This is a genomic window from Gimesia aquarii (assembly GCF_007748195.1).
GTDB classification, from domain to species: Bacteria; Planctomycetota; Planctomycetia; order Planctomycetales; family Planctomycetaceae; genus Gimesia; species Gimesia aquarii.
In genome coordinates this window covers 4,718,958-4,742,667 of sequence record NZ_CP037920.1, presented here as the reverse complement: position 1 = coordinate 4,742,667, position 23,710 = coordinate 4,718,958, and the positions used below count along the sequence as shown (strand labels likewise).

Annotated in this window: 23 protein-coding genes; all 23 read left to right on the top strand. The window is 43.6% G+C overall.

What is annotated here, in order from left to right; translation table 11 throughout:
* Window positions 1-5 precede the first annotated feature (5 nt).
* The 23 genes from fliE to V144x_RS18265 all read left to right on the top strand — a co-directional run bounded on the left by fliE (window position 6) and on the right by V144x_RS18265 (window position 23,700).
* Window positions 6-320: a flagellar hook-basal body complex protein FliE gene (gene fliE / locus V144x_RS18375; RefSeq protein WP_144986883.1), complete on the top strand. Its 315-nt coding sequence runs from the start codon at window positions 6-8 to the stop codon at window positions 318-320.
* A gap of 65 nt (window positions 321-385) precedes the next feature.
* On the top strand, window positions 386-2,002 hold the full coding sequence (locus tag V144x_RS18370; protein WP_144986881.1) for a hypothetical protein: 1,617 nt from the start codon (window positions 386-388) through the stop codon (window positions 2,000-2,002).
* Between the two features lie 56 nt (window positions 2,003-2,058).
* Complete coding sequence (fliG, locus tag V144x_RS18365) at window positions 2,059-3,054, top strand: flagellar motor switch protein FliG (RefSeq protein ID WP_144986879.1); 996 nt, start codon at window positions 2,059-2,061, stop codon at window positions 3,052-3,054.
* Between the two features lie 90 nt (window positions 3,055-3,144).
* Window positions 3,145-3,864 carry a FliH/SctL family protein gene (locus tag V144x_RS18360; protein ID WP_144986877.1) on the top strand — a complete coding sequence of 240 codons (720 nt, stop codon included), beginning with the start codon at window positions 3,145-3,147 and terminating at the stop codon, window positions 3,862-3,864.
* Window positions 3,865-3,873: 9 nt separating this feature from the next.
* The gene (locus V144x_RS18355) at window positions 3,874-5,244 is read left to right on the top strand and encodes a FliI/YscN family ATPase (protein WP_232102572.1); all 1,371 of its coding nucleotides are present in this window, start codon (window positions 3,874-3,876) and stop codon (window positions 5,242-5,244) included.
* Between the two features lie 54 nt (window positions 5,245-5,298).
* Window positions 5,299-5,751 (top strand): flagellar export protein FliJ, encoded by a 453-nt coding sequence (locus V144x_RS18350; protein ID WP_144986875.1) that lies wholly within the window; start codon window positions 5,299-5,301, stop codon window positions 5,749-5,751.
* Entirely contained in the window at window positions 5,748-6,398 is a 651-nt protein-coding gene (locus V144x_RS18345) for a hypothetical protein (RefSeq protein WP_144986874.1), read from the top strand. Before V144x_RS18350 ends, V144x_RS18345 begins: the two co-directional genes overlap by 4 nt.
* 200 nt (window positions 6,399-6,598) lie before the next feature.
* A complete protein-coding gene (locus tag V144x_RS18340; RefSeq protein WP_144986872.1) occupies window positions 6,599-8,515 on the top strand; it encodes a flagellar hook-length control protein FliK in 1,917 nt (638 codons plus the stop codon).
* A gap of 38 nt (window positions 8,516-8,553) precedes the next feature.
* A complete protein-coding gene (locus tag V144x_RS18335; RefSeq protein WP_144986870.1) occupies window positions 8,554-8,985 on the top strand; it encodes a flagellar hook assembly protein FlgD in 432 nt (143 codons plus the stop codon).
* A 189-nt stretch (window positions 8,986-9,174) separates the two neighbouring features.
* The gene (locus V144x_RS18330; RefSeq protein WP_144986868.1) at window positions 9,175-10,866 is read left to right on the top strand and encodes a flagellar hook-basal body complex protein; all 1,692 of its coding nucleotides are present in this window, start codon (window positions 9,175-9,177) and stop codon (window positions 10,864-10,866) included.
* A 66-nt stretch (window positions 10,867-10,932) separates the two neighbouring features.
* Entirely contained in the window at window positions 10,933-11,127 is a 195-nt protein-coding gene (locus tag V144x_RS18325; protein WP_144986866.1) for a flagellar FlbD family protein, read from the top strand.
* A 77-nt stretch (window positions 11,128-11,204) separates the two neighbouring features.
* On the top strand, window positions 11,205-11,987 hold the full coding sequence (locus V144x_RS18320; RefSeq protein ID WP_144986864.1) for a motility protein A: 783 nt from the start codon (window positions 11,205-11,207) through the stop codon (window positions 11,985-11,987).
* Window positions 11,988-12,085: 98 nt separating this feature from the next.
* Complete coding sequence (locus V144x_RS18315; protein ID WP_144986863.1) at window positions 12,086-12,817, top strand: OmpA/MotB family protein; 732 nt, start codon at window positions 12,086-12,088, stop codon at window positions 12,815-12,817.
* A gap of 155 nt (window positions 12,818-12,972) precedes the next feature.
* Window positions 12,973-13,518, top strand: coding sequence for a flagellar basal body-associated FliL family protein (locus V144x_RS18310; RefSeq protein WP_144986861.1), 546 nt, complete (start codon window positions 12,973-12,975; stop codon window positions 13,516-13,518).
* Window positions 13,519-13,546: 28 nt separating this feature from the next.
* Window positions 13,547-14,269, top strand: coding sequence for a flagellar motor switch protein FliN (fliN, locus tag V144x_RS28435; protein ID WP_197998502.1), 723 nt, complete (start codon window positions 13,547-13,549; stop codon window positions 14,267-14,269).
* 61 nt (window positions 14,270-14,330) lie between these two features.
* Window positions 14,331-15,242, top strand: coding sequence for a FliO/MopB family protein (locus V144x_RS18300; protein WP_197998501.1), 912 nt, complete (start codon window positions 14,331-14,333; stop codon window positions 15,240-15,242).
* 76 nt (window positions 15,243-15,318) lie between these two features.
* Entirely contained in the window at window positions 15,319-16,197 is an 879-nt protein-coding gene (fliP, locus tag V144x_RS18295) for a flagellar type III secretion system pore protein FliP (RefSeq protein WP_232102571.1), read from the top strand.
* Between the two features lie 50 nt (window positions 16,198-16,247).
* Window positions 16,248-16,514: a flagellar biosynthesis protein FliQ gene (gene fliQ / locus V144x_RS18290; protein WP_144986855.1), complete on the top strand. Its 267-nt coding sequence runs from the start codon at window positions 16,248-16,250 to the stop codon at window positions 16,512-16,514.
* Window positions 16,515-16,553: 39 nt separating this feature from the next.
* Window positions 16,554-17,543 (top strand): flagellar biosynthetic protein FliR, encoded by a 990-nt coding sequence (locus tag V144x_RS18285; protein WP_144986853.1) that lies wholly within the window; start codon window positions 16,554-16,556, stop codon window positions 17,541-17,543.
* Window positions 17,544-17,565: 22 nt separating this feature from the next.
* On the top strand, window positions 17,566-18,645 hold the full coding sequence (gene flhB / locus V144x_RS18280; protein WP_144986852.1) for a flagellar biosynthesis protein FlhB: 1,080 nt from the start codon (window positions 17,566-17,568) through the stop codon (window positions 18,643-18,645).
* Between the two features lie 222 nt (window positions 18,646-18,867).
* Window positions 18,868-20,208 carry a PP2C family protein-serine/threonine phosphatase gene (locus V144x_RS18275; protein WP_144986850.1) on the top strand — a complete coding sequence of 447 codons (1,341 nt, stop codon included), beginning with the start codon at window positions 18,868-18,870 and terminating at the stop codon, window positions 20,206-20,208.
* Window positions 20,209-20,352: 144 nt separating this feature from the next.
* Entirely contained in the window at window positions 20,353-21,915 is a 1,563-nt protein-coding gene (locus V144x_RS18270) for a sensor histidine kinase (RefSeq protein ID WP_144986848.1), read from the top strand.
* Between the two features lie 390 nt (window positions 21,916-22,305).
* Complete coding sequence (locus V144x_RS18265; RefSeq protein ID WP_144986846.1) at window positions 22,306-23,700, top strand: sigma-54-dependent transcriptional regulator; 1,395 nt, start codon at window positions 22,306-22,308, stop codon at window positions 23,698-23,700.
* The last annotated feature ends 10 nt before the right edge of the window (window positions 23,701-23,710 follow it).

Genomic DNA, 23,710 nt, shown 5'->3' with positions numbered 1-23,710 from the left:
GCAGAATGACTGATTCCATAAACCAAATTAGCAATATGTTTTCACCTGGAATTCCGCCAGTGGGATTCAATGATAATACTGCAAATAATGTTTCAAGCGATGTTTCCTTTAAAGATATGATGCTTCAGTCTTTGGAAAATGTGAATCAGATTCAGTTGCAATCTCAGCAATCGATTGAAAAGGGATTGTTAGGAGAAGACATTACACAGGCAGAAGTCTTCTCTTCAATTAAGAAAGCAGATCTTGCTCTGCGAATGATGGTGCAGATGCGGAATAAGCTTCTGGAAGCTTATAATGAAATTCAGCGGATGCAAATGTAGATTGAAAATAAATTCAGTTTGTTATTAAACCATTTTGACACGGATTAGTCGATTGGTCGCACGGTATGGATACCATAAAAAAAGTATATCAGCAGTTTAATGAGTTACTTCAATCAATGTCTGGCAGCCAGCGAGCTATCTTGCTGGCAGTTCCACTATTGATGATGATTGCATTTGGAGTGCTCTTTTTTCGAGACAAAAATTCCAGCTATGTCTCCCTTTCGCTCGGGAAAGACTTTACAACTCAGGAAGTGATTCACGCAGAGGAAGTTCTGTTGCGGGCCGGCTTGACCGATTTTAGTCGTAAAGGCCAGAGAATCATGGTTCCTCAAAATGAAGTCCCACGCTATAACGCCGCTTTAATCGAAGGGGGCGGATTACCGACTGACTGGGCTTCAGAATGGCAGGAACAGTTTGAAAAATCAAGCATGTTTGTCAGCAAGGACCAACTGCAGGTCATGCGTGATATCGCGCTCGGAAACCAGTTACGTCGAATGATTCGAGCTATTCCTGCGATAGAAGACGCGAGTGTTATGTGGGCTCGTTCCAAGAAGCGATTACGCTGGAATAATACTACTCCTGAAGTAACTGCCACGGTAATGGTCAAGCCGCGTCCTGGTAGAGACTTGACACCAGTATTAATTACGAGCCTGCGCGCAGCCGTTTCTACGATGGTTCCTGATTTAACTGTTGATTCAGTAACAGTGTTCGATCAATCGACGGGAACATCCTACACAACCGAAGATAAAAACAACGCTTTCGATAGCCAATTTATCACGTGGGTCAATAAACATACTAAAAACTATCAGGATAAAATACATGATTCTCTGTCATACATTCCGGACGTCCTTGTGAACGTGAATGTCGATGTTGAGAATCTGAAACGGTATGTTGAACGAAAACAGGAAATCAGTACCGATGCCAAGGTGACATTGCAGTCAAAAGAGCAGTCCAGCGAACGCAGTATCAGTTCGAAACCAGTCAAATCAGAACCAGGTGCGCGCTCCAATCAGCCTAACTCTCTGTCTGTCGCTCGTGGTAATGAAAAAAATGAGAAAGTCACAGAAACGAATAACGAATCGATTACTGCCCCATCTTTCACTTGGACTGAGAAAGAATTTGTGGCAGCCATGCCCAGCACAGTGCAAGTCTCTGTTTCTATTCCAGAGGATTATTACGAAGCTGTTGCCGTTAAACGTGGTACAAAAAAAGGAGAAGCAGAAGCTGATATTGCCGCATTCAAACAGGCAACAGATGCTATAAAAACAGAAGTCGAGACAAATATTCAAAAGCAGGTGCAAAAGCTCATCCCCTCGCAATCAGCGGTTGATGCCGTGAGTGTTTCTTCTTATGTACGTGTTGATCCAGATGTTCCGGAAATAGCATTACCGATTACAGAGAGTGTTGGTGAATTTATGAGCCAATGGGGAAGTACGATTGGCTTGGGCTTATTTGCAATCTGGGCATTGTGGATGCTCAATAAGAGTATGCCTCAAGTGAAAGACGTTGATCAGGACTTAGTCAATCCTTTGGCAGAATTGGCAGCCAACTCTACGCAAGAAGAGGAAGAAGAAAAACCGGCCGTTGAACCGACTCAGCGTGATGAAGTTCAACTACAGGTACGCGATAACCCAGAAGTCGCAGCGATCGTATTGAGCAAATGGATTCAATCGAAAACTTAATTCGAAATGATCTTAGGCATTAAAGTTGGAAAATCATTTAGACTTTGGATAAGAAAATGGATGAATTACAAAAAGCAGCGACTTTGTTATTGAGCTTGGATAAAGCGCTTGCCGCTGAAGTACTCAGCTTAATGCCCAAAGAAGATGTTGAAAAAGTCACTATGATGATAGCCAGCATGCAAGATGTTTCTAAAGAGCAACAAACAAGCGTTTTGAATGAGTTTACAGCGTTGCGGAGTGAACAGACCAATATGGAGCGAGGTGGATTGGATGCAGTCAACGAACTCCTCGAACAATCATTAGGTAAAGAAGGCGCGGGCTCGATTCTCGATAGTATCAATCAGACGATGAATTCTGTTCCATTTGGATTTTTACAGAAGTCAGGCGCAGCGAATTTATTGACATTCATTATAGAAGAACATCCGCAGACAATCGCAATGATTATGTCGCATTTATCAAGTAATCTGGCTGCTGAAGTTCTGGCCGGGCTACCCTCTAATAAGCAGATGGATGTGATCAAGCGGATTGCAAACATGGAACAAACCAGCCCAGAAGTAATTCGTGATGTTGAAAAGAGTCTCGAACATCGTATGAAAAATACGTTCAGTCAGGGAATGGAAAAAGCGGGTGGTGTTGAGCTGGTGGCAGAGATTCTGAACGTAACCGATCGTATGACAAATAAGGGGATTCTGGAAAGTATGGATCAAGATACACCGGACCTGGCTGATGAAATTCGGCGTTTGATGTTTGTCTTTGATGACCTGGTCAAACTGGATGGTAAAGCAATTCAAGCCTTGTTGAAGGAAGTAGATACCAACCAGTGGGCAATTGCTCTCAAAGGTGCCTCTGATGAAATTAAACAGAAAGTTCTCAGTAATCTGTCACAAAGAGCGGCTGATATGCTTCGAGAAGAGATGGAATATCTAGGACCGATTAAAGTCAGTGATGTTGAAGCAGTACAACAACAAATTGTTGATAGTGTCCGTCGATTAGAAGACGCAGGTGAAATTGAAGTCGCTGCTGGAAATGAGAGCGAACAGTATATCACATAGGTTACAGTCAACATTGATTAATTGTTAACGAAACATAATCTCGCAGAGATTTGAACATTTTTTCATTTTTTATTGATAAAAGTTATCAGCATGGTGGAACTGGAAACAACAAAATTACTAAAAGCTGAAGCATTTCGGTCGCTGGGTTCGAAAATTGCTTACAATTTTAATGACATCGAAAAACGTTGTGAGGAGTATATTCTGACCGTACGTAATCAGACACGTCAGATGATTATCGATGCGCAGCAAGAAGCAGAACAGATTAAACAAGAGGCGTTTCTTGCAGGGAAAAAACAAGGCCATGAGGAAGCTCAACATGAAGTGGAAGCATCAATTCAATCTCGATCTGAAGAGATAGCTAATCGAAGTGTTGAGGAGAGGTTGGGGACAATTTATCCTGCAATGCAGGCCGCTGTTGAGGGGCTACAAAATGAGCAGGTAAACTGGCGTAAAACGTGGGATGCTACGGCTGTCGATATTTGCCTTTACATTGCAGAAAAACTAATTCGCCACGAACTCAAGTCTCATCCTGAATCTGTGAACGTAATGATGAGTGAGGCTCTCAAGCTGGCATCAGGTACACAGCACATCAGATTTCATCTGAATCCAGTTGATGTTGCTCAACTTGGAGAAGGTACGAAAGCGTTTATTACCAATCTTACTGGATGTCAGACGTGTGAAGTGATTGAGGATGAATCGATTTCTTCTGGGGGGTGTTTTATTGAGACACAACATGGAACCATTGATGCCACAATTGAAGCTCAATTGGAGAGGATCTCTCAAGAGTTAATTATCCAAAATCAGGACTAGCTGAAACCTATGTTTGATGTCTCTCAACAAATAAAACAGATACTACCTTTTCGTCTTACAGGGAGGGTCACTCGGATCGTTGGTTTAACCACATCTGTTTCTGGCTTCCCGGCTCCTTTAGGGGCAGTCTGTTCTATTGATCGAGAAAACGGTCGACCTGTAGAAGCGGAAGTGATTGGATTTCAGGATGAGGAAACCTTGTTACTTCCCTATGAAGAGTTAACGGGAATTCGTCGAGGGGATCGGGTTTCATTGATTCAATCTGTACCTGCTGTTGCAGTGGGAGAGGGGATACTGGGAAGAGTATTGGACGGCCGGGGGCGTTGTATTGATGGAAAAAATCAGGCAATGCTATCGCATCGTGCAAACCTGAAAGCGAAACCGATTTCTCCATTGGAACGTCCGCGGATTGATACTCCCTTGAGTATAGGTATCAGAACCATTGATGGCTTCTTAACATGCGGAAAAGGACAACGTCTCGGTATTTTTGCAGGCAGTGGTGTCGGAAAAAGTACATTAATGGGGCAAATGGCCAGACAAAGTTCGGCTGATATAAATGTCGTGTGCCTCGTGGGTGAACGTGGCCGAGAAGTACGTGAGTTTCTCGACCGTGATCTTGGACCTGAAGGGTTGGCTCGTAGTGTTGTCATTGTAGCAACCAGTGATGAACCAGCACTCATTCGACTTCGTGCAGCACATCTGGCAACGGCGATTTCAGAATTCTTCCGCGATCAGGGGCAGGATGTACTACTCATGATGGATAGCGTAACCCGTTATGCGTTAGCGCAGCGGGAAATTGGATTAGCTGCTGGTGAACCACCGGCAACAAGGGGATATCCTCCAAGCGTCTTTTCCCTCCTGCCGAAGCTACTTGAACGTAGTGGTCGCACCAATTCAGGTAGTATTACTGGTTTCTACACGGTTCTCGTTGAAGCCGATGATGCTAACGAGCCGATTTCAGATACTGTTCGAGGAATCCTGGATGGGCACATCATGCTTTCCAGGAAGCTGGCGCATGAATCACATTGGCCCGCTATTGATGTATTACAAAGTATCAGTCGCTCCATGAACGATATCACCAGTTCTGAGCATCAAGAATCGGCTGCAGTGATTAAGAAACTTATGGCTGCTTATCAACAGTCGGAAGATTTGATTTCGATTGGTGCTTATCAAGCGGGTTCAAACCCTGAGGTCGATCTTGCAATTCGATTAAAACCGCTCTGGAATGAGTATTTGAAACAGGGAAGCACAGAAAATTCAAATTACGAAGACGCAGCAAAAGGGCTTGAAAATTTACTTGTTCGTTCCCGTCAACTAGCGTCAATAAGTCATGTTCCTGAAAGCGAGCAGGAAGTTGAGACAGTTACGAAGACAGATTAGGTGAAATTTATCTTTTGACCATTTTGTTAATCGAGAGGCGGTAACGAACCCGGTATGAAAAAGTTTCAGTTTCAATTCGAATCTGTCCTCAAAATGCGATGTCATAAACGAGGTTTATGCCGCCAGTTACTGGGAGAGGTACTACAGACAGATCAACGATTAATCCAACAGAAGCAGAATTTAGAGGAATTGAGGATAGAACAGTTTCAGGAAATTCGAGTACGGCAATCAAAAGGTGCCGTTGACATTGATGGCTCTACCAGCCTCCGATTCTATGCCGGGCAATTACAGGCTCAGATTCAGATGATCATAGCCAATCGTAAGATTGTAGAAAAACAGATTCAGGCGTGCCGACAGGCACTCGCAAGTGCCGAGCAGGAAGTGAAAGCAATGGAAAAGCTGTCAGACAAACATCGTGAGCAGTTTCTTTATGAGCAAACCAGGAAAGAATCATTTGAGCTCGAAGAAACTTGGGCTGCAACTCAACAAACAAGGGTTTCAAGATGATCCGCTCTTTAGCCATTATTGTCAGTGTCTTTTGTGTAGCGACCATTATGTCAGAACTACTGGGCATCGGTTTTTTGTGGTTTAGAGGGCATCTTACTGCAGATTCAATGAAAGATATTCGTCTGATCGTTACGGGGCAGTCGTTGGATGATGTGGCGATTATTGAAGATGTGGAAACGTCGCCATCACGTGACGAGATCACATTGAAACGCGAGATGCGTATTTTAGAATTAGCATCACGCGAAGATGAAATTGAAATGCTGAAAAGTTCTATCACTCAGTCTTCGGATTCTCTAAAAAAAGATCGTCTGAACTTTGAAGAAGCGAAGAAAGAGTTCGAAGAGGAACTCAAAATCCTGAAAAAGCAAAGTCAGAGTACTGCTACCAAAAAAACTCAGAGTGTACTCGTTGCACTGCCTCCCGGTGATGCTGTTCAATATTTAATGCAGCTCTCTACCGAAGAAAATATTGAGCTCCTGAAGGGCATGGATGGGAAGTTTATCGCTAAGCTTTTAAAGGAATTCCTGGTGATGGCTGATCCTTTGGTCATAAAACGCGGAAAAGAGATATTCAAGCAAATCTCCCAAGATGAACGGTTCCGCAGCCTTTCTGAAGACACGCTCGGTAAACTTTCGGAAAACAATTGAGGTTTTCCACGCAAGCCTAATACAATTTTTCGCTAAAATAGGTTTATTTTACGTATTCTTACGTGATGTCTGATACCTCATTCTGACGAAAATGATACTGGTGAAACAGTTAAATCCAACTGTGGTCTTTATTGCGCACTCCTAAAAAGTACGCGAAACGATTGTAAACAGAATCATTTTCTTATCTGAGGTACTGAGAAATGTCTAGTTCTCACAAGGTTTCCATTCTCGACCTGCCGGCACCTGATTTAAGTCAATATGGGAAAACGAATCTCGATATTAATCCGGGGGCATCTCGAAGTGCGGATTCTACTTATCGCAGACAGTTAAGCGAGTCCCTGTCTAAGAAACAATCAGATTCGACAGTTGATAGAAGACAGGAAACAGAATCGAGATCTGTTGATTTTCAATCAGATCAAAAAAGATCTTCAAAAACGGACACCCATTCCAGATCGAATGCTGATTATCGTGAAGATCAAGTGCAACAGCGAGAGAGTCGCCGAGATAATAATACCGAAGCGTACCAGGAATCAAGGTCTTCAAAGTCAGCATCTGAGGCCATACAATCCGCTCAGGAATCTCAAACAAAAGAGAATTCAGAATCAGTTGAAGCGATTGAAGAATCTGGGCTCAGTACGATACAAGAAGTAAAACTGTCTGAAAACGAAGCTAAAGGACAAGTTTACTCTCTATTCGAGTCAACACTTTCCACGCAAAGTGAAGAGCAATTGGCTCAAGAACTTATAATTGGTGACGGAGAGATTCAACCCCCTGCCAATTTCCAAGTTGCTGAAGACCAAACTGACATTAGTCTGCCGACTGATGTGACGGAAACCAACTCATTAGAGACTTTACCCATACCAGAAGGACTGGCTGATCTCCTACAGAAACAGGTTGTTGATATGTCACAAACTGAGATCAATCAGCAAGTGCAAGCGGACAAAACAAATGGGGTGAATTCTACTTCACAGTTAGATGACACACTTCAGGCATTGGCAGAAGGTGATGAAGCAGCCTCCGAACAAAATGTTCTGTTGAACTCAGAAGAATTGCTAGGAATTCAAATCACAGAAGAATTAAAAGAAGCAATTGAAGAATTTGAAGCGAAAAATTCCGATCATTCCTCAGGTTCTACGGAAGAGAGTGAAATCAATATACAAGCGGTCTTGCAACAACGATACCTTCGTTCCAACAATCAAGAACAATCGGAATCCTCTTCTGAGGAATCTGATCAGTCAGAGTTGACCTTAGACCATGAGTCGATTCAAACGATTTCAGAAACGGTAATTGAGCAAGTTCAACCCGAAGCAAATTCAGAACAAACCGATATCACAAAAATTGTGAATGAAAGCACGGCACGTGATTCCGAAGGTGTAGATCAGCAATCAGAAGAAGTCGCCACAGTACCCGGAAATCAGAATCTAAATCCAGGTTTAGATATCCAAACTCGAGCTCAATCGGATGCTTCAAAAATTAGCCCCATTTCACAGGAAAACACTCCGACGAATGATAACAGCCAGCCCGTTTCACAACAGGTTGGACTTAATCAGACTGCTAAGGTGGCTGGAAATCAAGGTACCGTTTCCGTAGGGCCAACTATAGATGCCAATCAGGTTGAGCAATTAGTTGAGCGAATTAGCAGCTCTATACGCCAATCACAATCCACGGGACAGCAACTAAAAATTCGTCTCAGCCCTCCTGAATTAGGGACACTCCAAATAGAAGTGTCGTTGAAAAATGGTGAGTACCTGGCAAAGTTGGAAGTGCAAAACAGTCATGCACAAAAAGTGATCAATGACAACATCGCTCAGTTGAAAGAGGCATTGGCAAAAACTGGAGTTTCGATTGATCGCATTGACGTACATATCAATACAGATGCCAGTGAAGATCAACGTTCCTCAAATTCGGATGCCCAGTCTCAGACGGCGAACGATTTTGATGCCAACCAGTTCTCTGAAAACTCAGATGAATCTGAGCAGTGGCAAGAAGAACGGGCGCATTCGGATGAGACTGTCGCGCGTGAAGATACTGAAAAAGTAGAACAAAATAGCCCACAAGTTATGCGTTCTCAAGGCTTCGAGGCAGAGAATGTAGAAGAAATCGATGTGCAGATCTAAATAAAATTTTAGGGATATAGATATCAAGGAGTGATAAAATGTCCGTTGATGGAGTCGGTAGTACAAACAGTACTACAACAGTCAATGTTGTTGATAAAGATGATTCGGCCTTTAGTGGTCTTACTGCCGATGATTTCTTAAAACTTTTCATCACCGAGTTACAAAACCAGGATCCGACTGAACCATTAGGCAACGAACAGTTATTGAATCAGCTTTCCAGCATGCGAGAATTACAATCCAATATCGAATTGTCTGATACTCTCACTGAAATCACATTGGGTCAGGGGCTAACCCAGGCGGCTGGCCTTATTGGTAAAGAAATAGAAGGGCAGGAGGATGGTCAGCCTGCTATAGCTGGAATAGTTGACCGTGCTTTCGTCCGAGATGGGAAAGCGTATATAGGAGTTGGGGATGCTGAACTTCCCGTTTCTGCAATCACCAATGTTCAAGAGCCTGCAAGTGCAGCTTGATTCAAAGTTTATGACCATATTCTCGATGCACTAAAATAAACGTAATCAAAAACCCCAAAAATAGAACATGATCAGGCTTATTTTAGACGATATAGAAAGTAGAGCTGTAGCACAGTGTTGGCTGATGCTGCGCGATTAGAACCAAAGGATTAGGTTTTTTAAGCTGGTTGATTCAACCAAGGAGTAGTCATGGGATTGACATCTGCATTAAATACATCACTTGGTGGTTTATCTCTGAATGAGACAAGCATTGATGTATTAGGAAATAATATTGCTAATGCCGGAACTAATGGTTTCAAGGCATCGAATGTGCTCTTTACCACTCAGTTATCGCGAACACTGGGTGTGGGTTCGCGTCCTACTGGTACAAACGGCGGTACGAACCCCCGTCAGATTGGTTTGGGGGCTTTAAGTGCTTCGATCCGAAAAGATTTCACTCAGGGAAGTGTCACAAATAGTACCAGTCCTTCAGACTTAGCCATTCAAGGAGATGGCTTTTTTATACTGGAAGGACCCGATGGTCAGGCTTATTCGCGAAATGGTAACTTTGAATTAAACAGTCAGAGTTTATTGACTAATCAAAGTGGATTCAAAGTTCAGGGATATGGAGTGGATGAAGATTTTAATCTTGTGACTACCACTCTAACAGATATCGAGGTTCCCCTGGGAGATTTAAATGTAGCTCAGGCCACCAGGAATGTAGATATAGGTGGCGCTCTATTACCTACGGGAACAATCGGTACACTGGGAACAGTATTAACGAGCGGAGCACTTACCGATGCTGGGAATGCGAATGCTGCCATTACTGGGGCTACGTTATTGACGGATGTAGAAGCCAGTATTGGAACTCCTTTGTTTACGGTAGGTGAGACTCTGGAATTTACGCCCAGTAAGGGGGGGAGATCGCTTGATCCGTTGACTTTGGTGGTAGGTGCAGGAACAACTGCCGCAGATTTTGCTACTTTTTTAGATTCAACATTGGGGATTCAAAGTGGAGGTGCGATTCCCAATGATGGTGGTACGGGAGGTCAACCAGGAGTCACCATTACAGGGGGAGGCGAATTTCAGATTGTTGGCAACTCCGGGGTAGTCAATGATATTAACATTACGATTGGGAATTTGACTTCAAATGGTGCTACTGTCGCTATGCCATTTACTGAATCTCAATCGGCAAATGGCGAAAGTGCCATTACCGACTTTGTGATTTTTGACTCTCTGGGCGAGCCAGTTACGATGAAAATGACAAGTGTCTTAGAATCGCGTACGTCCAATAATACAGTGTTCCGTTACTTCCTTGAGAGTGCTGATGATAATGATGGTGATATCGCGGTCTCAAATGGAACGATCACCTTTGATAGTAAGGGAAAAGTGACTAACTTTACACCAACCACATTTGCAGTGAGTCGAGTTTTGTCAGCAGCTGATGAAATGGATGTATCACTTGATCTGTCAAATATCTCTGGTATTTCCTCTCAATCAGCGGGAAGTACTTTAAAGCTGGATCGACAGGATGGTTCGGATCCAGGGACACTTTCCAGTTTTGTGATTGATGAAACAGGTATCATCAATGGTGTGTTTGATAATGGAATCATTCGTACCTTGGGACAAGTCACACTGGCTCGTTTCTCAAATCCGCAAGGACTATTGGAATCAGGGAACTCAACCTTTCAGGAGGGAGTCAGTTCTGGACCTCCGTTCCTGGTGACTCCTGGTAACTTTGGTGCAGGTACCATTCGTGCCGGTTCCATTGAGTTGTCAAATACGGATGTCGGACGGAACCTGGTAGACCTGATTGTGGCTTCGACTAACTATCGAGGAAATGCGAGAGTGATCAGTTCGGTGCAGCAATTGGTAGATGAGCTTCTGGTTCTGGGACGATAGTAAAAGTGTCATGAAAATTCCTTGCAATTCGAACAAAGATATTGCTGTGCTAAGGAGAATGGCAGCATGATCAAATTGACCAAGCTGAATGGTGAGGAATTAGTGATCAATGCAAACTTGATCCAGTATATCGAAAGCAGGCCAGACACTTTTATTACTTTGACATCGGATGATCGGTTGATTGTAAAAGAGAGTGTCGAAGAAGTAGTCAAACGCTCGATCGCTTACTCAAGAGCGATCCGCCTCGTACCTGGCCTCTAATTGGGGCCAATTGCTATCAAAGCGTTTTTCATTCGAGATCACCAGACAGTCATCATTCTTCAGGAATTTTAGTAGAAATGGATAAGGCAACAGCTGGCGGACTTGTGGCTGGAATCGCATTGCTCTTGCTGGCAATCGCAATTGCGCCTGGTTCGAGCTTTGCTGCCTTTATTGATATTCCCTCTGCTGCTGTTGTCGTCGGGGGAGCTATTGCCGCCTCGTTTATTGCGTTTCCCGGCGCGGCGATGCTTATTTTTCCAAAGGTTGTCAAGAAAATATTTTTTCCTAATCAACAAGCTTTGGGGCCTGTTATTCTGCAAATCGTGGAATTTGCTGAAATTGCCCGTCGTGATGGTATTTTGGCTTTGGAAGCCAAAACAGAAGAGATTCAGGATCCCTTTATTTTGTTGGGAGTCCAGATGGCCGTCGATGGTACTGATGTGGAATTAATGGAGCAAATTTTAAGAACGGAGATGGAAGCTGTTGCGGGCAGACATAAAAATGGAAAATCTCTGATGGATACCGTGGGCCGTTATGCACCTGCGTTCGGGATGATTGGTACATTAATGGGTTTGATTATCATGTTAGGGAATATGGATGATCCGGAAGCTATTGGCCCAGGTATGGCCGTCGCGTTAATTACAACGTTATATGGTGCCGTTGTTTCCAACCTGTTTTTTCTACCGTTTGCTGATAAGCTGGCTTATTATAGTAAGCAGGAATTCCAGGTGAGAGAAGTAATCATCAAAGGACTGATCGCCATCCAAGAGGGAGATAATCCGCGAGTGATCGAACAGAAATTGAATACGTTCCTTCCGATTGATCAACGGGTTGGTAAAGATAGCCAGGCTGCAGCTTAACATCGTTCTTACAACATGTGGAACTGTCGTTATTAACTTGCGTGACAAGTTTTGCAAGTTAGCTCATTGTATGAATGACAAAAAAGGAGTGTTCTCAGATGGCGATGCCGGAAGATGATGGACCTCCAGGCGTTCCAGAATGGGTTGTCACCTATGGTGATATGATGTCTCTCTTGTTGACATTTTTCATCATGTTGGTATCGATGAGTGAAATTCGTACCGACGAAGGAAGTGTTCGCGCCATGCTCGATTCCTTGCGGGAGCGCTTTGGTTCAGATCCCGGTACTGCTGCTGTACCAGGGAAAAATTTGGAACCTACCAGCAATCAGAAAAAGCCGGCTTCTAAGGGATCAAGTTCTGATGGGGGTACTAAAGCCGGCAAAGAAAAATCTGCTGGTGGTGGCGGGCCTAACAAAACAGTAGAGCGCATCAACAGCGGAACGGAAGTAACATTGGGCGGAGGTGCTAGTTTTGGGAGGTTTTCTGCTGAATTAAATTCTGAAATCAAGCGAAAGCTGGATATCATTGCGGAGATTCTCTCATCCAGACCGAACCGTCTCGTTGTACGTGGTCATGCATCTCCCGAACCTCTCCCAAAGGACTCAAAGTTCCGAGATTCTCAGGAACTATCGTTTTACCGAGCAAAAAATGTTGCTGAGTACCTGGAATCTAAGGGAATCGCTCCGGAAAGACTAATCGTCAGTTCATCTGGTGATGCAGAGCCGCAGACCATTACGCGAAATCCAGAGGAACAATACTTGAATCGTCGGGTTGACGTATTTTTGATTGATGCGTATATAGTCTCTCCAAAGACAGGCAATCGTGAATAAAGAACGATTAATAGACTCTGCCAAATGGAATTGTTGTTTCATTTGGATTTAAACCATTGCCTGTGAAATAAAACGTTCGTGAGAAGCGACGTGAATAAAAAGACAAAGGATTTGTCTTTCATCAAACAAAATGCGAGAGTTCAAGGAGGAGACTCGTGGCAACAGACACCGAAACAGAAGATCCTGGTGTCGATTCGGAAGCAGATGCGTCCACCGAAGAGACAGCTGTCTCAGGTAATAACTCAAAAGCAAAGTTACTGAAGGTGGGAGGATTACTACTGCTTGTAATTACCCTTCAGATCGGCATTTCTTATTGGCTGCTGGCCCCAGAGCAACCAACTGAGCTCCCGGATGAACCGATGCCTGAAGAACAGACCGATACAGCAGAAGTCCCTATTGATAATTTCAGTGTCACGAACAACATCGCTGAACCAGGTGCAACAATTCATGTTACTTTTAATCTTGTGGCTCTTGTTGGTGAGGGAGCAGCGTCAGATTTTGGTGGCATGGTCAAAGAAAAAAGCAAAGCACGTGTCAAACAAGCTGTCATTCAAGTGGTTCGCAAATCAAGTTTATCGGATCTTAACGACCCTCAATTGGGTACGATGAAACGTATGATGAAAGAGGCGATTAATAAAGTTCTCAAGAAAAGTTATGTTACTGAAATCGTTATCAGTGAATATCGCACAATGACACAATAATGCATGGTTAAGAAATCAAGGCGCAATCGTGGCTGAAGAGAATGATGATCTTTTAGATCCTTCTGAAATCGAAAAACTGTTAAATGCGAAGGAGGAAGGTACGACTTCGGATGATGCCGCGGCAGAGACTCCTAAAGAAGAACCTGAGAGTGCAACAAGTGATCTTCTTGATCCTTCTGATATCGAAAAATTGCTGCAAGGAGCCGCTTCAGAGGATGGTGGCTCTGAGGCAAAAGCTAATGAGACTGAATCAACAGAAAGTCAAGTTGTTAATAATGATGATATTGGGTCTCTTTTTGATGAGCATGCTTCCCCATCTGGTGATCAATCAGGAATGCCTATCTCTTCTCACGAAGAAACCGAAGCATTACTGAATCAGGCTGAAGCAAACCTGGCGGCTGCGATTTCTCCTAATTTAGGGCCGGGGAGTGGAATCCCAGCGGACTTGGGAGGGACCAAAGAATTTGAATTTCCAAACTTTGAATCAATGGCTAGTAGCCCTGAAGAAGCAATGGCGCTTTCTTCATTGCAAAATGTTGAGCTGGATCTGTGTATTGAGCTCGGCAGAACAGAGCTGTTAATCGAAGAAGTATTAAAAATGAAAGAAGGAGTCGTTGTTCCGTTAGATAAATTGGCTGGTGATCCTGTGGATATTTTGGTTAATGGTCGAATTATCGCTCGGGGCGAAGTCTTGGTCCTGAATGATAATTTCTGTGTGCGAGTCGCAGAGATTATTTCACCAGAGTTGTAAGTGCAAGCCACGAAAACGGAATTACCTGTTTATCAACACGGTTGACGATGAAAAGGGTTTGATGATTCGTTTTTTCTACTTATCTGGACTAATATTAGTCTGTAGTATGCATTGTCTTTCGAGTGCAATGTCAGAGGATGTGAATTCGTCTGCGCGAAATAACGAGTTTCGTAAGCTACGAGCGAATATAAATGAAACGCAGACTTATAAACAACAATCGCGACATATTATCGCACAAAGAACTCAGGGAAGGGGAGCTGTTCCATCTGCTTCCAACCAGTTTGTCCAGCCAGTGACCTCACGATCAGCACGAGTGACTAAAATCAAAGCTGATTCTACAAATGATACCAATAACAAAGCACGTTCCAATCCGATTACGCCTGTGGATCGACAAACTCAGAACGCAAATGGTCAGAACGGGGATCGTTTACAAAAACGCGCTCCCTCCCTTTGGGGAACATTAGGTGCGCTATTTGTTGTGATTTCGATTATTCTGGTCTGTGCAAAAATATTTAAGAAACATTCTCCTCTTGCATCTAAAAATTTACCTCGCGAAGTGATGGAAGTTCTGGGAAAACGGCCTTTGGATGCACGTCAGACGATTCATTTTGTGCGCTGTGGTTCTCGAATATTGATTTTAGGCTCTTCTCCTGCCGGTCTCGAAATGCTCAGTGAAGTTTTAGATCCAGTCGAAGTCGATCTTATAACTGGTATGTGTCGGGAACGTGAACAGGCCGAACGTTCAAATTCGACGTTTTTGAATCTATTTCAATCGACTCAAAACAAGCCGGATCAGAATGGACAGGATCGAGCTGTAGACCGTTTTAAACAGTATGTACGTACTGAACCCGAACAACCTGCCAGATCACCAGAACATGGTGATTACAACGCAGCTGTTTCTCGGCTACAACAGAAGCTTCTGCATACCTCTCGACAATCTGTGAATGAGAGTTCGGAGCCCGGGCATGCTTAGAAAGCGGCACCAGCAAATAACACCCCTTACTTTTACTGCTCCTCTGTGTAGGACAGTAATGAGTGTGGTTGTATTTATGCTTCTGATAGTCCTGATAGCAGAAACAGTGCAGGCTCAGCCCCCGGTTAATCAAGCGCTTTCAAATCAAGGAGCCGCCAATCAGAATTCACAAGTATCTCAGGGACCATCTGCATTAGCACAACAGCCCACAGGAAAAACGGGGGTTCCTGAGATCTTTAATGTCGAAGAGATGACATCTCCTCAAGGGCTAAATTCGACTCTAAAAGTATTCTTATTATTAACTGTGCTGAGTCTGGCGCCTTCTATACTTATTATGACCACGAGTTTTATTCGATTTGTCATTGTATTCGGATTATTGAGGCAGGCATTAGGCACGCAGCAGTTACCACCAAATCAGGTGCTCACATCCCTTAGCCTGTTTCTAACAATTATGGTGATGGCTCCCATTTGGGAAAAGTCATATGAAGAAGGAATTGTGCCCTATACGAATCAGACTCAACAAAAACCGGTTTCTATGGAAGATGCGTTTCAAAAAACTGTTGCACCACTTCGCAAATTCATGAGCGATCAAATTGAATTGACAGGAAACAGTGATACAGTTTGGATGTTTCTAGAGTATCAGCAACCGATTCCCGGAACCCCGGGAGCGGAAAGTTACCAACCTCCAAAAGACTACGACGAAGTTCCACTGACAGTTTTATTGCCAGCCTATATGTTGAGCGAGGTGAAAACAGCTTTCCTGATTGGCTTTCAACTGTACCTCCCCTTTATTGTGATTGATATGGTTATCAGCTCAATCCTTATCAGTATGGGCATGATGATGCTGCCTCCGGTATTGATTTCACTTCCATTTAAAATTTTGTTGTTTGTTTTAATCGATGGCTGGCTGTTGACTGTGGGAATGCTATTGGAAAGCGTCAGGATCATCGGTTGACTGGAGCGCTACCGTTGCGCTTATGTCATTATTAGTTACAGGTAAAAAGTATGGATACTTCAACAGTTCTGGATTTAGGGCGTGAAGGATTGCTGATCATGCTGGAGGTCAGTGGCCCGGTGATGTTGACGGCCGTCGTTGTGGGATTAGTCATCAGCATCGGACAGGCAGTCACTCAGATTCAAGATCAAACAATTAGTTTTGTTCCTAAAATCGTGATGATGGTACTGGCGATTCTATATACATTGCCATGGGTTACTGCATTAATGATGGAATATAGCACAAATCTGATTAGAGAGATTCCGTCTCGCCTCTAACCCCATTACGGCCATTGAAACTGTGAAAAAGAGAAACCAGTGAGTGCAATTCTCGATCAATACTTGATGAATCCTCTTTTGCAAGTAGCTCCAGCACAGGTTTTGCAGTGGGCGATGTTACAGTTTTATGCATTTACTTTGGTGATGGTTCGCATTAGTGGCTTGATGATTATTGGACCAGTATTCGGTCAACCGATCTTTCCCACGAATATACGTGTTTTATTAGTTCTCAGCCTTTCTATTCTCATCACACCAACATTGCATGATCAGGTGATCGTTGGTTTTTATGAGCTCGATGCAAATCAGAATCAGCGGCTCAGTAAAGATGAAGTACCTACACATTTACATGACCGCTTTGATAATTTGATTATTAAAAGTGGACGCCAGGGGACACGGGAATTAACGGTGAACGACTATCAATTTGTCGCTAATATGCCAGCTTCATTGTTGGATTATATCTGGTCGATTTTAGGGGAACTGACGCTAGGTTTCGCGCTGGGACTGGGAGTCTACATCATTTTATTAAGTCTACAGATGGCAGGACAGATGGCTGATCAACAAGCGGGAATGGCTTTAGGGGAGGTATTCAACCCCGGCTTTGATATGAATGCTTCACTCAGTGGTCAGTTTCTTTATTTGGTGGGGATTTCGATTTTCTTAGTTATGGAGCCGATTAACGGTCATCTATTAATTCTTTCTACTTTGATCGACACATTCCAAGTATTCCCGGTGGGTGAGGGGATCGTTTCTACAAATACACTGGATGTGCTTCAGAACATCATGCATCAGTCATTAGTGTTGTCGGTTAAAGTTGCTGCACCTCTCTTGGCAATTAGTGCATTGGTTTCCCTGGCGATGGGCTATCTAGGGCACACAGTCCCCCAAATCAATGTATTGGTGATTGGATTTCCGATTCGTGTGGTAGTGAGTGTAGCGGTTCTTGTATTTACTTTAACAGGACTCGCAGACATTGTGATTGAATCTGTTCCGATGGCGATAGATCAATTAAGTCGTAGTACAGTGATGTAAAATAGATTGAACCACTACTAATATGGCAGAGAATGATTCAGGAGAAAAAACCGAACTACCCACAGATCATCGGCGCAATGAAGCCCGTGAAAAGGGGAACATTGCGAAAAGTACTGACTTGAACGCGGCTGGAATGATGCTGGCCGCTGCCGCAGTTCTCTATTTCTTTGCCATCACTATGAACAGCAATATGAAGGACTTGATGGAAGTCACATTGACGGCTCCGGTTTGGTTGCAAATGGAGCCAGCAATGTTAATAGAACGTTGCGAAGCAGTGATCAAGCTCTTTCTAGGTGGGACAATAGGGGCTATGCTGACGCTCTTTATCTCTGCCATCTGTTTTAATATTGTTCAAGTCGGTTTTATGGTTTCCCCCGATGTGCTGCAAATCAAATGGGAACGGCTCAATCCTATTGAGGGGGCCAAGCGAATTCTATCTATTCGTGGGTTGGTCAAACTCGCCATCAGTCTCGGTAAGATATTTTTGTTGGTTCTAATTGCAATCTGGTTCAGCTATATCATGTTTCCCAATTTTCTGGCATTAATGGGAGCTGCTCCGGAAACCATTATGCATGATATTTTTAGTGCGTCGGTTGAGTTGGGAATATTGCTCGCTTTAGCTTTGATTATTTTAGGGGGGTTGGATTTTGCATTTCAGAAATGGAAGCATGAAAAAGACTTGATGATGAGCAAGCAGGAGCTTCGTGAAGAGATGAAATCCATGGAAGGTGACCCCTTGATTCGTCAACGGCGAAAAGAGGCACATCGGAAGTTGGCCATGTCTCAAGAACTTTCTAAAGTAGCAAGCGCAGATGTGGTGATTACCAACCCAACGCATATCTCGGTTGCAATCAAGTACGATCCCGAATCAATGCCTGCCCCAGTTGTGGTTGCAAAAGGAGCCGGTGAAATCGCCTTTCAGATTCGAAAAATTGCGAATGAGCATGGAATTCCAATTATCGAACGCAAAGCATTGGCGCGACAGATGTATCGCGATGTCAAATCTGGTCAGGAAATTCCCGTTGAGTTATATGAAGTGTTCGTCGAAATCATGGCCTATGTTTACAATTTGACTGGCAAGACGATGCCTGGGTCGAATTAGGCTTAAGATAAATTGATTCATTCGAAAACACAAGCGGGGTACAACTATTCAAGTGAGCCGCTTTATCGGACTTTGAATAGAGTGTTTTTGTTAAATTTCAATAACAAAAACGAGTTTTCTTATCGTGTGCTCTGGCGTTTGATCTCGTTTCTCTCCAAGATATTAGGTAGTGCGATTAGAGGTTAGAATTTGCCGTTTCATGACTTGCTTTAAGGAGAATCAATGCGTTGGGAACATCCGGTTCAGTTCGCATCGCAGAGTGATGTAGGCTTTCGACGGAGGAATAACGAAGATTCAATATCTGTTCGCATTTGTAAAGACCAGGAGAGCTGGCGCGATCATGGCCACTTCTTTCTTGTCGCTGATGGCATGGGAGGGCATGCTGTCGGCGAATTGGCTAGCAAGATTGCCTCAGAGACTGTACCGCATACTTTCTTTAAAAATAAACCGGGTCCTGTTGCCAAGTCGTTGAAATCAGCCATTGAAGTTGCCAATCAGGCGATTAATGAACGCGGAATGGCGAATCGTGAATTTATGCGAATGGGAACGACCTGCAGTTCGATTTGTCTGTGCCCAGAAGGAGCGGTAATCGGTCATGTGGGCGACAGTCGCGTTTACCGGGTTCGCGAAAACCGCATCGATCAGCTCACATTCGACCATAGTCTACAGTGGGAACTGATCCGTCAGGGAAGAATGAAACCCGAAGAAGTTTACTTAAATGAACCTCGTAATGTGATTACACGTTCGTTAGGTCCAGAGCCGGTCGTTAAAGTCGATATTGAAGGCCCTTATCCGGTGATGGAAGGTGATCGATATATCTTGTGCAGTGATGGACTGACGAGCCATCTTAAAGATGAAGAAATAGGAATGATTGCCAAATATCTGGAACCCAGTGATGCCTGCCGGTTGATGATCAATCTGGCAAATTTAAGGGGTGGATCTGATAATATTTCAGTGATTGTGGTACGAGTGGGAGAACTTCCCGATGGGAATCTTTCACAGGAAAGACCCCCGGAACCAGAGCCGGAATTAGAGTTAGAGAAGAGCTGGAGTGAATGGTGGTGGTTGGCAGGTGTCTGGGTTGCTTCACTTATGGTTGCAACAGGAATCGTCATGTGGTTACTCACAAAATTTGACAGAGGTGAATTTCTGACGTTTGGGGGTATGTCACTTCTAGTTGTGTTGCTGGTGCGAAAGTTATTTTCTCAACGAGAGTCTAGTATACATGAGGAATATCTGGATCACAGTAAAACTGTAGAATGGAAACCTTATCGTTCGGAACGTTTGAAATTTAATACGGACTTTCTGCAATACTTGACAACAATGGAATCTGAGCTGCAGCGCGCGGCAATGGAAGAAGAATGGACCATTGAATGGTCGGCCCATAATAAAATATATTACGAAGCCAAGGAAGGATTGGAAAAGAAAAAATATTTAAAAGCCTTTCGCGATTTTTCCCGCGCGATTGATATTTTGATGTCAGGTTTACATTCCTATCGAAAAGAAATGGTTCATCAGGCGCGCTGGAAAAAGGGCTCCAATCAGTCATCTCGAGAGGACTGATTATGACCCAGAATTCTCTCTCAACTCAGAGTTCTGTCCATACGGGGAAGTCTCCTAAATTAACATTGGATTTTTAATCCAATTCAGATATGATCCCACTCTTATTTCAGGGGATTATAAAGGACTTGTGACACGGAGGTCAGTGTGTTCTTTACACAAACAATTCGACGAAAATTGGGATTAGGCTTGGGGATCATCTTTTTTATGTTGATTCTGCTGGCTTATGGGGCTGTTTCCGGTTTGCGATCTTACCGTGATACTGTCGAGGATTTTGAGTATTCTCTAAATAGCCTGCCTGATCGTGATCGACTGATTATGTCTGTTGTGGCTCTTAATGAACCTCTCCAGAAAATCCTGAATTCACATGCTGAAGCTAGTACCCATTACCAACAAAAGTTTGAACAGCAGTTGAATGAGGTTGATACGGAAATCCAGAGCTTTCTACAAAAAGTAGATCAATTGCCACCAGATCCAACTGTGGCGCTCTGGAAAGGCTGGGTTAAATCACAACTTAGCGAACATGGCGCCAGTATAAGAGTTTTGGAAAAACTCAAACTTAAAAAAGCCAATCTGGGAAATCCACAAGAGAGGCGTAAAACGGCTCAGCAGATGATTTTCGAGATCGCGCATCTCGAATCCATGCTGCTGGAGCTGCATGAAGTTCCCACTGGGAACAAGGCAGCCTTAAAGCGTGCATCGAGTGTCTATCGTTCCCGATATAATATAGTCTGGGTGACGTGTCTGGTGGTTTTTATCGCATTTGGTTGCCTCATGTGGTATGGCTACAGCACTGTACTTTCTCCTATCCAGGATTTGCATGAAGGAGCCCGGATTGTCGCCCAGGGGCATTTTGATCACCAATTTGTGATTAAATCCAATGATGAAATGGCAGAGCTAGCGGAAGCATTCAACCATATGACGTTGCGCTTTAAAGAAAAACGTGATGAATTGAATCACAAGGTTGAAGAACGCAGTAAACAGCTTGTTCGCTCGGAAAGGCTGGCGGGAATAGGTGTTCTGGCTGCTGGTGTCGCTCACGAAATCAATAACCCTCTCTCTGCGATTTCGATGGCTTCTGAATCTCTGCAAGGGCGAATGGTCGATTTAAAATCGCATTGTGAAGAAGCAGATATTCAAGTCGCTGAGCAATATCTCGGCTTAATTCAGCGCGAAGCGATGCGGTGTAGGGATATCACTTCCAAGCTACTCGATTTTTCACGCGGTCAAAATTCAGAGAGGAGTGTCAATGATCTGGTGGCAGTGATTGAAGAAGTTTGCTCGATGGTCAGTTTGATTAAACGTTTGAAAGGGCGGAATATCCTTTTTGCTAAAAAGAATCCATGTAACGCGGAATTCAATCCTGCAGAAATTAAACAAGTGGTCCTTAATATTATGACTAATGCTTTGGAATCGATGGATATAGGGGGGACTTTAGAAATTTTAGTTCGTGAAAATGTAGATTCCGTGGCACTGGTTTTTAAGGACGATGGCTGTGGCATGACCCAGGAAGTCAAAGAAAAGCTGTTTGATCCTTTTTTCACCCAGCGAGCTGATGGGACTGGGACTGGTTTGGGGATGTCGATCACACATCGGATTATCAAGGATCATGGTGGGGAGATCGAAGTCGAAAGTGAAGGTCTGGGGCAGGGAAGTACGATTTTTGTAGAACTCCCTAAAAAGTCAAAGGCACAAAATAAGGCAGCGTAATTAGTTAAGTAAATTTTATGAAATTCATATTTTTGAAATTCTCCGATTGCCACGATTTTTAAAATGTGATATTACACGTCTCTCCCCATGATTGATTCACGCAAAGTTAACGATACAGGAGAAAATGGATGTTCTCTGTACAGCATATCGCTTTAAGAATTCCCCTTCCTTATTTTACGCGCATTGTGCAGAGAAAGGTCCTGGATGTAGTCCCGGTTTCGGAATTACATTGTTAAGTTTCTATGCTGGAGAAAAAAATGAGTTCGCATGATTCGAACAGAATTTCTTCAGAACCTTTCACCTATTCCTTCCTGAATACCATTCGGTTATCAAATTTATTAAATGGCTTTCTCTTTGACAGGATGTCAAAGCAGGAAGAAGGAGCACAACTTGAGTAATTCGGTCAATAAATTACGGGTTTTATTTGTCGACGATGAAGCGGCCATTCGTGAAGTGATGCGAATCGAGCTTCCACGTATGGGACATGATGTCACCATTTGTGAGGATGGTCAGTCGGCTTTGGTTGCTTTGGATAAGATCACCTTTGATGCTGCCATTGTTGATTTACGAATGCCCGGGCTCAGTGGTTGGGATGTTGTGGATCATATTAATAAAGTTTCTCCGGAGACCGAGGTGATTATCAGTACTGGTCATGGAAGTATTGATGAAGCCATTCAGGCGATTCGCCGCGGCGCATATGACTTTTTACCTAAGCCTTGTAAGTTGATCGATATTGCAACTGTTCTGCAAAAAGTCGCTGATAAGCGTTCTTTACAGAACAAGAATTATGCACTTGAATCACGTCTCAAGTTGGCAGAAGGACCTTGTCAAATTGTCGGTGAGACGCCACCAATGTTGCAGGTGAAAAAGCTGATCGAAAAAATCGCTCCCACAGATTCTACTGCTCTGGTTTTGGGTGAAACTGGAACAGGTAAAGAACTGGTGGCGCGCCGTGTGCATGACTTGAGTTCTCGTGCGTCGATGCCTTTTGTCCCTGTCAACTGTGGTGCTCTGCCTGAAAATCTAGTGGAGAGCGAACTATTCGGACACAGGAAGGGGGCATTCACTGGTGCAGACACTCCTCGTAAGGGTTTGATCGAAATTGCCAATGGCGGTACGTTATTTTTAGACGAGTTAGGTGAATTAGATAAAACAATGCAAGTGAAGCTCCTGCGTTTTCTCGAATCAGGCGAAGTGAGACGTGTTGGTGACAGCGAGACATTTCACGTTGATGTCAGGATTGTTTGTGCGACGAATCGAGATCTACAGGAAATGGTCAATGAGGGGACTTTCCGAGAAGACTTATATTTTCGTGTGAATACCTTCGAAATTCGACTGCCTGCTTTACGCGAGCGTAAAGGTGACATCCCGGAAATTTCGCGTGTATTGTTGAAACGACATTTGAAAAAAGACTCCATTTCTAAAGACATTCTCGCTCCGGAAACCATTGAGATTTTACAGGATTATGACTGGAAAGGTAATGTACGCGAATTGGCCAATGCGTTGGAGCATGCTGTTATTCTGTGGGATGGTGTGCAGATTATGCCTACCGATTTACCATCCAATCTGACTAAAGACTCAGTGATTCCTCTCGCTGGTTCCTCATCGGTCAATTGGACAGAGGGTACCCAGGGAAAAACATTGCGTGATATTGAAATGGAAGTGATTTATCATGTGCTTGACAAACATGACGGTGACAAGCCTAAATGTGCAGCTGAGTTGGGAATAGCCCTGAAAACTCTCTATAACAAGCTGAATCAATATCAAACCCGAGCCGCTGGTTGATTGGAGTGTT

Excerpts from the sequence above, each read along its gene's own strand:
- V144x_RS18350 (WP_144986875.1), top strand. The coding sequence starts at position 5,299 with ATGAAAAAGTTTCAGTTTCAATTCGAATCTGTCCTCAAAATGCGATGT.
- V144x_RS18335 (WP_144986870.1), top strand. The coding sequence starts at position 8,554 with ATGTCCGTTGATGGAGTCGGTAGTACAAACAGTACTACAACAGTCAAT.
- V144x_RS18355 (WP_232102572.1), top strand. The coding sequence starts at position 3,874 with ATGTTTGATGTCTCTCAACAAATAAAACAGATACTACCTTTTCGTCTT.
- V144x_RS18340 (WP_144986872.1), top strand. The coding sequence starts at position 6,599 with ATGTCTAGTTCTCACAAGGTTTCCATTCTCGACCTGCCGGCACCTGAT.
- V144x_RS18345 (WP_144986874.1), top strand. The coding sequence starts at position 5,748 with ATGATCCGCTCTTTAGCCATTATTGTCAGTGTCTTTTGTGTAGCGACC.
- V144x_RS18275 (WP_144986850.1), top strand. The coding sequence starts at position 18,868 with ATGCGTTGGGAACATCCGGTTCAGTTCGCATCGCAGAGTGATGTAGGC.
- flhB (WP_144986852.1), top strand. The coding sequence starts at position 17,566 with ATGGCAGAGAATGATTCAGGAGAAAAAACCGAACTACCCACAGATCAT.
- V144x_RS18325 (WP_144986866.1), top strand. The coding sequence starts at position 10,933 with ATGATCAAATTGACCAAGCTGAATGGTGAGGAATTAGTGATCAATGCA.
- V144x_RS18360 (WP_144986877.1), top strand. The coding sequence starts at position 3,145 with ATGGTGGAACTGGAAACAACAAAATTACTAAAAGCTGAAGCATTTCGG.
- fliQ (WP_144986855.1), top strand. The coding sequence starts at position 16,248 with ATGGATACTTCAACAGTTCTGGATTTAGGGCGTGAAGGATTGCTGATC.
- V144x_RS18320 (WP_144986864.1), top strand. The coding sequence starts at position 11,205 with ATGGATAAGGCAACAGCTGGCGGACTTGTGGCTGGAATCGCATTGCTC.
- V144x_RS18300 (WP_197998501.1), top strand. The coding sequence starts at position 14,331 with ATGATTCGTTTTTTCTACTTATCTGGACTAATATTAGTCTGTAGTATG.
- V144x_RS18370 (WP_144986881.1), top strand. The coding sequence starts at position 386 with ATGGATACCATAAAAAAAGTATATCAGCAGTTTAATGAGTTACTTCAA.
- fliE (WP_144986883.1), top strand. The coding sequence starts at position 6 with ATGACTGATTCCATAAACCAAATTAGCAATATGTTTTCACCTGGAATT.
- V144x_RS18315 (WP_144986863.1), top strand. The coding sequence starts at position 12,086 with ATGGCGATGCCGGAAGATGATGGACCTCCAGGCGTTCCAGAATGGGTT.
- fliP (WP_232102571.1), top strand. The coding sequence starts at position 15,319 with ATGCTTCTGATAGTCCTGATAGCAGAAACAGTGCAGGCTCAGCCCCCG.
- fliG (WP_144986879.1), top strand. The coding sequence starts at position 2,059 with ATGGATGAATTACAAAAAGCAGCGACTTTGTTATTGAGCTTGGATAAA.
- V144x_RS18330 (WP_144986868.1), top strand. The coding sequence starts at position 9,175 with ATGGGATTGACATCTGCATTAAATACATCACTTGGTGGTTTATCTCTG.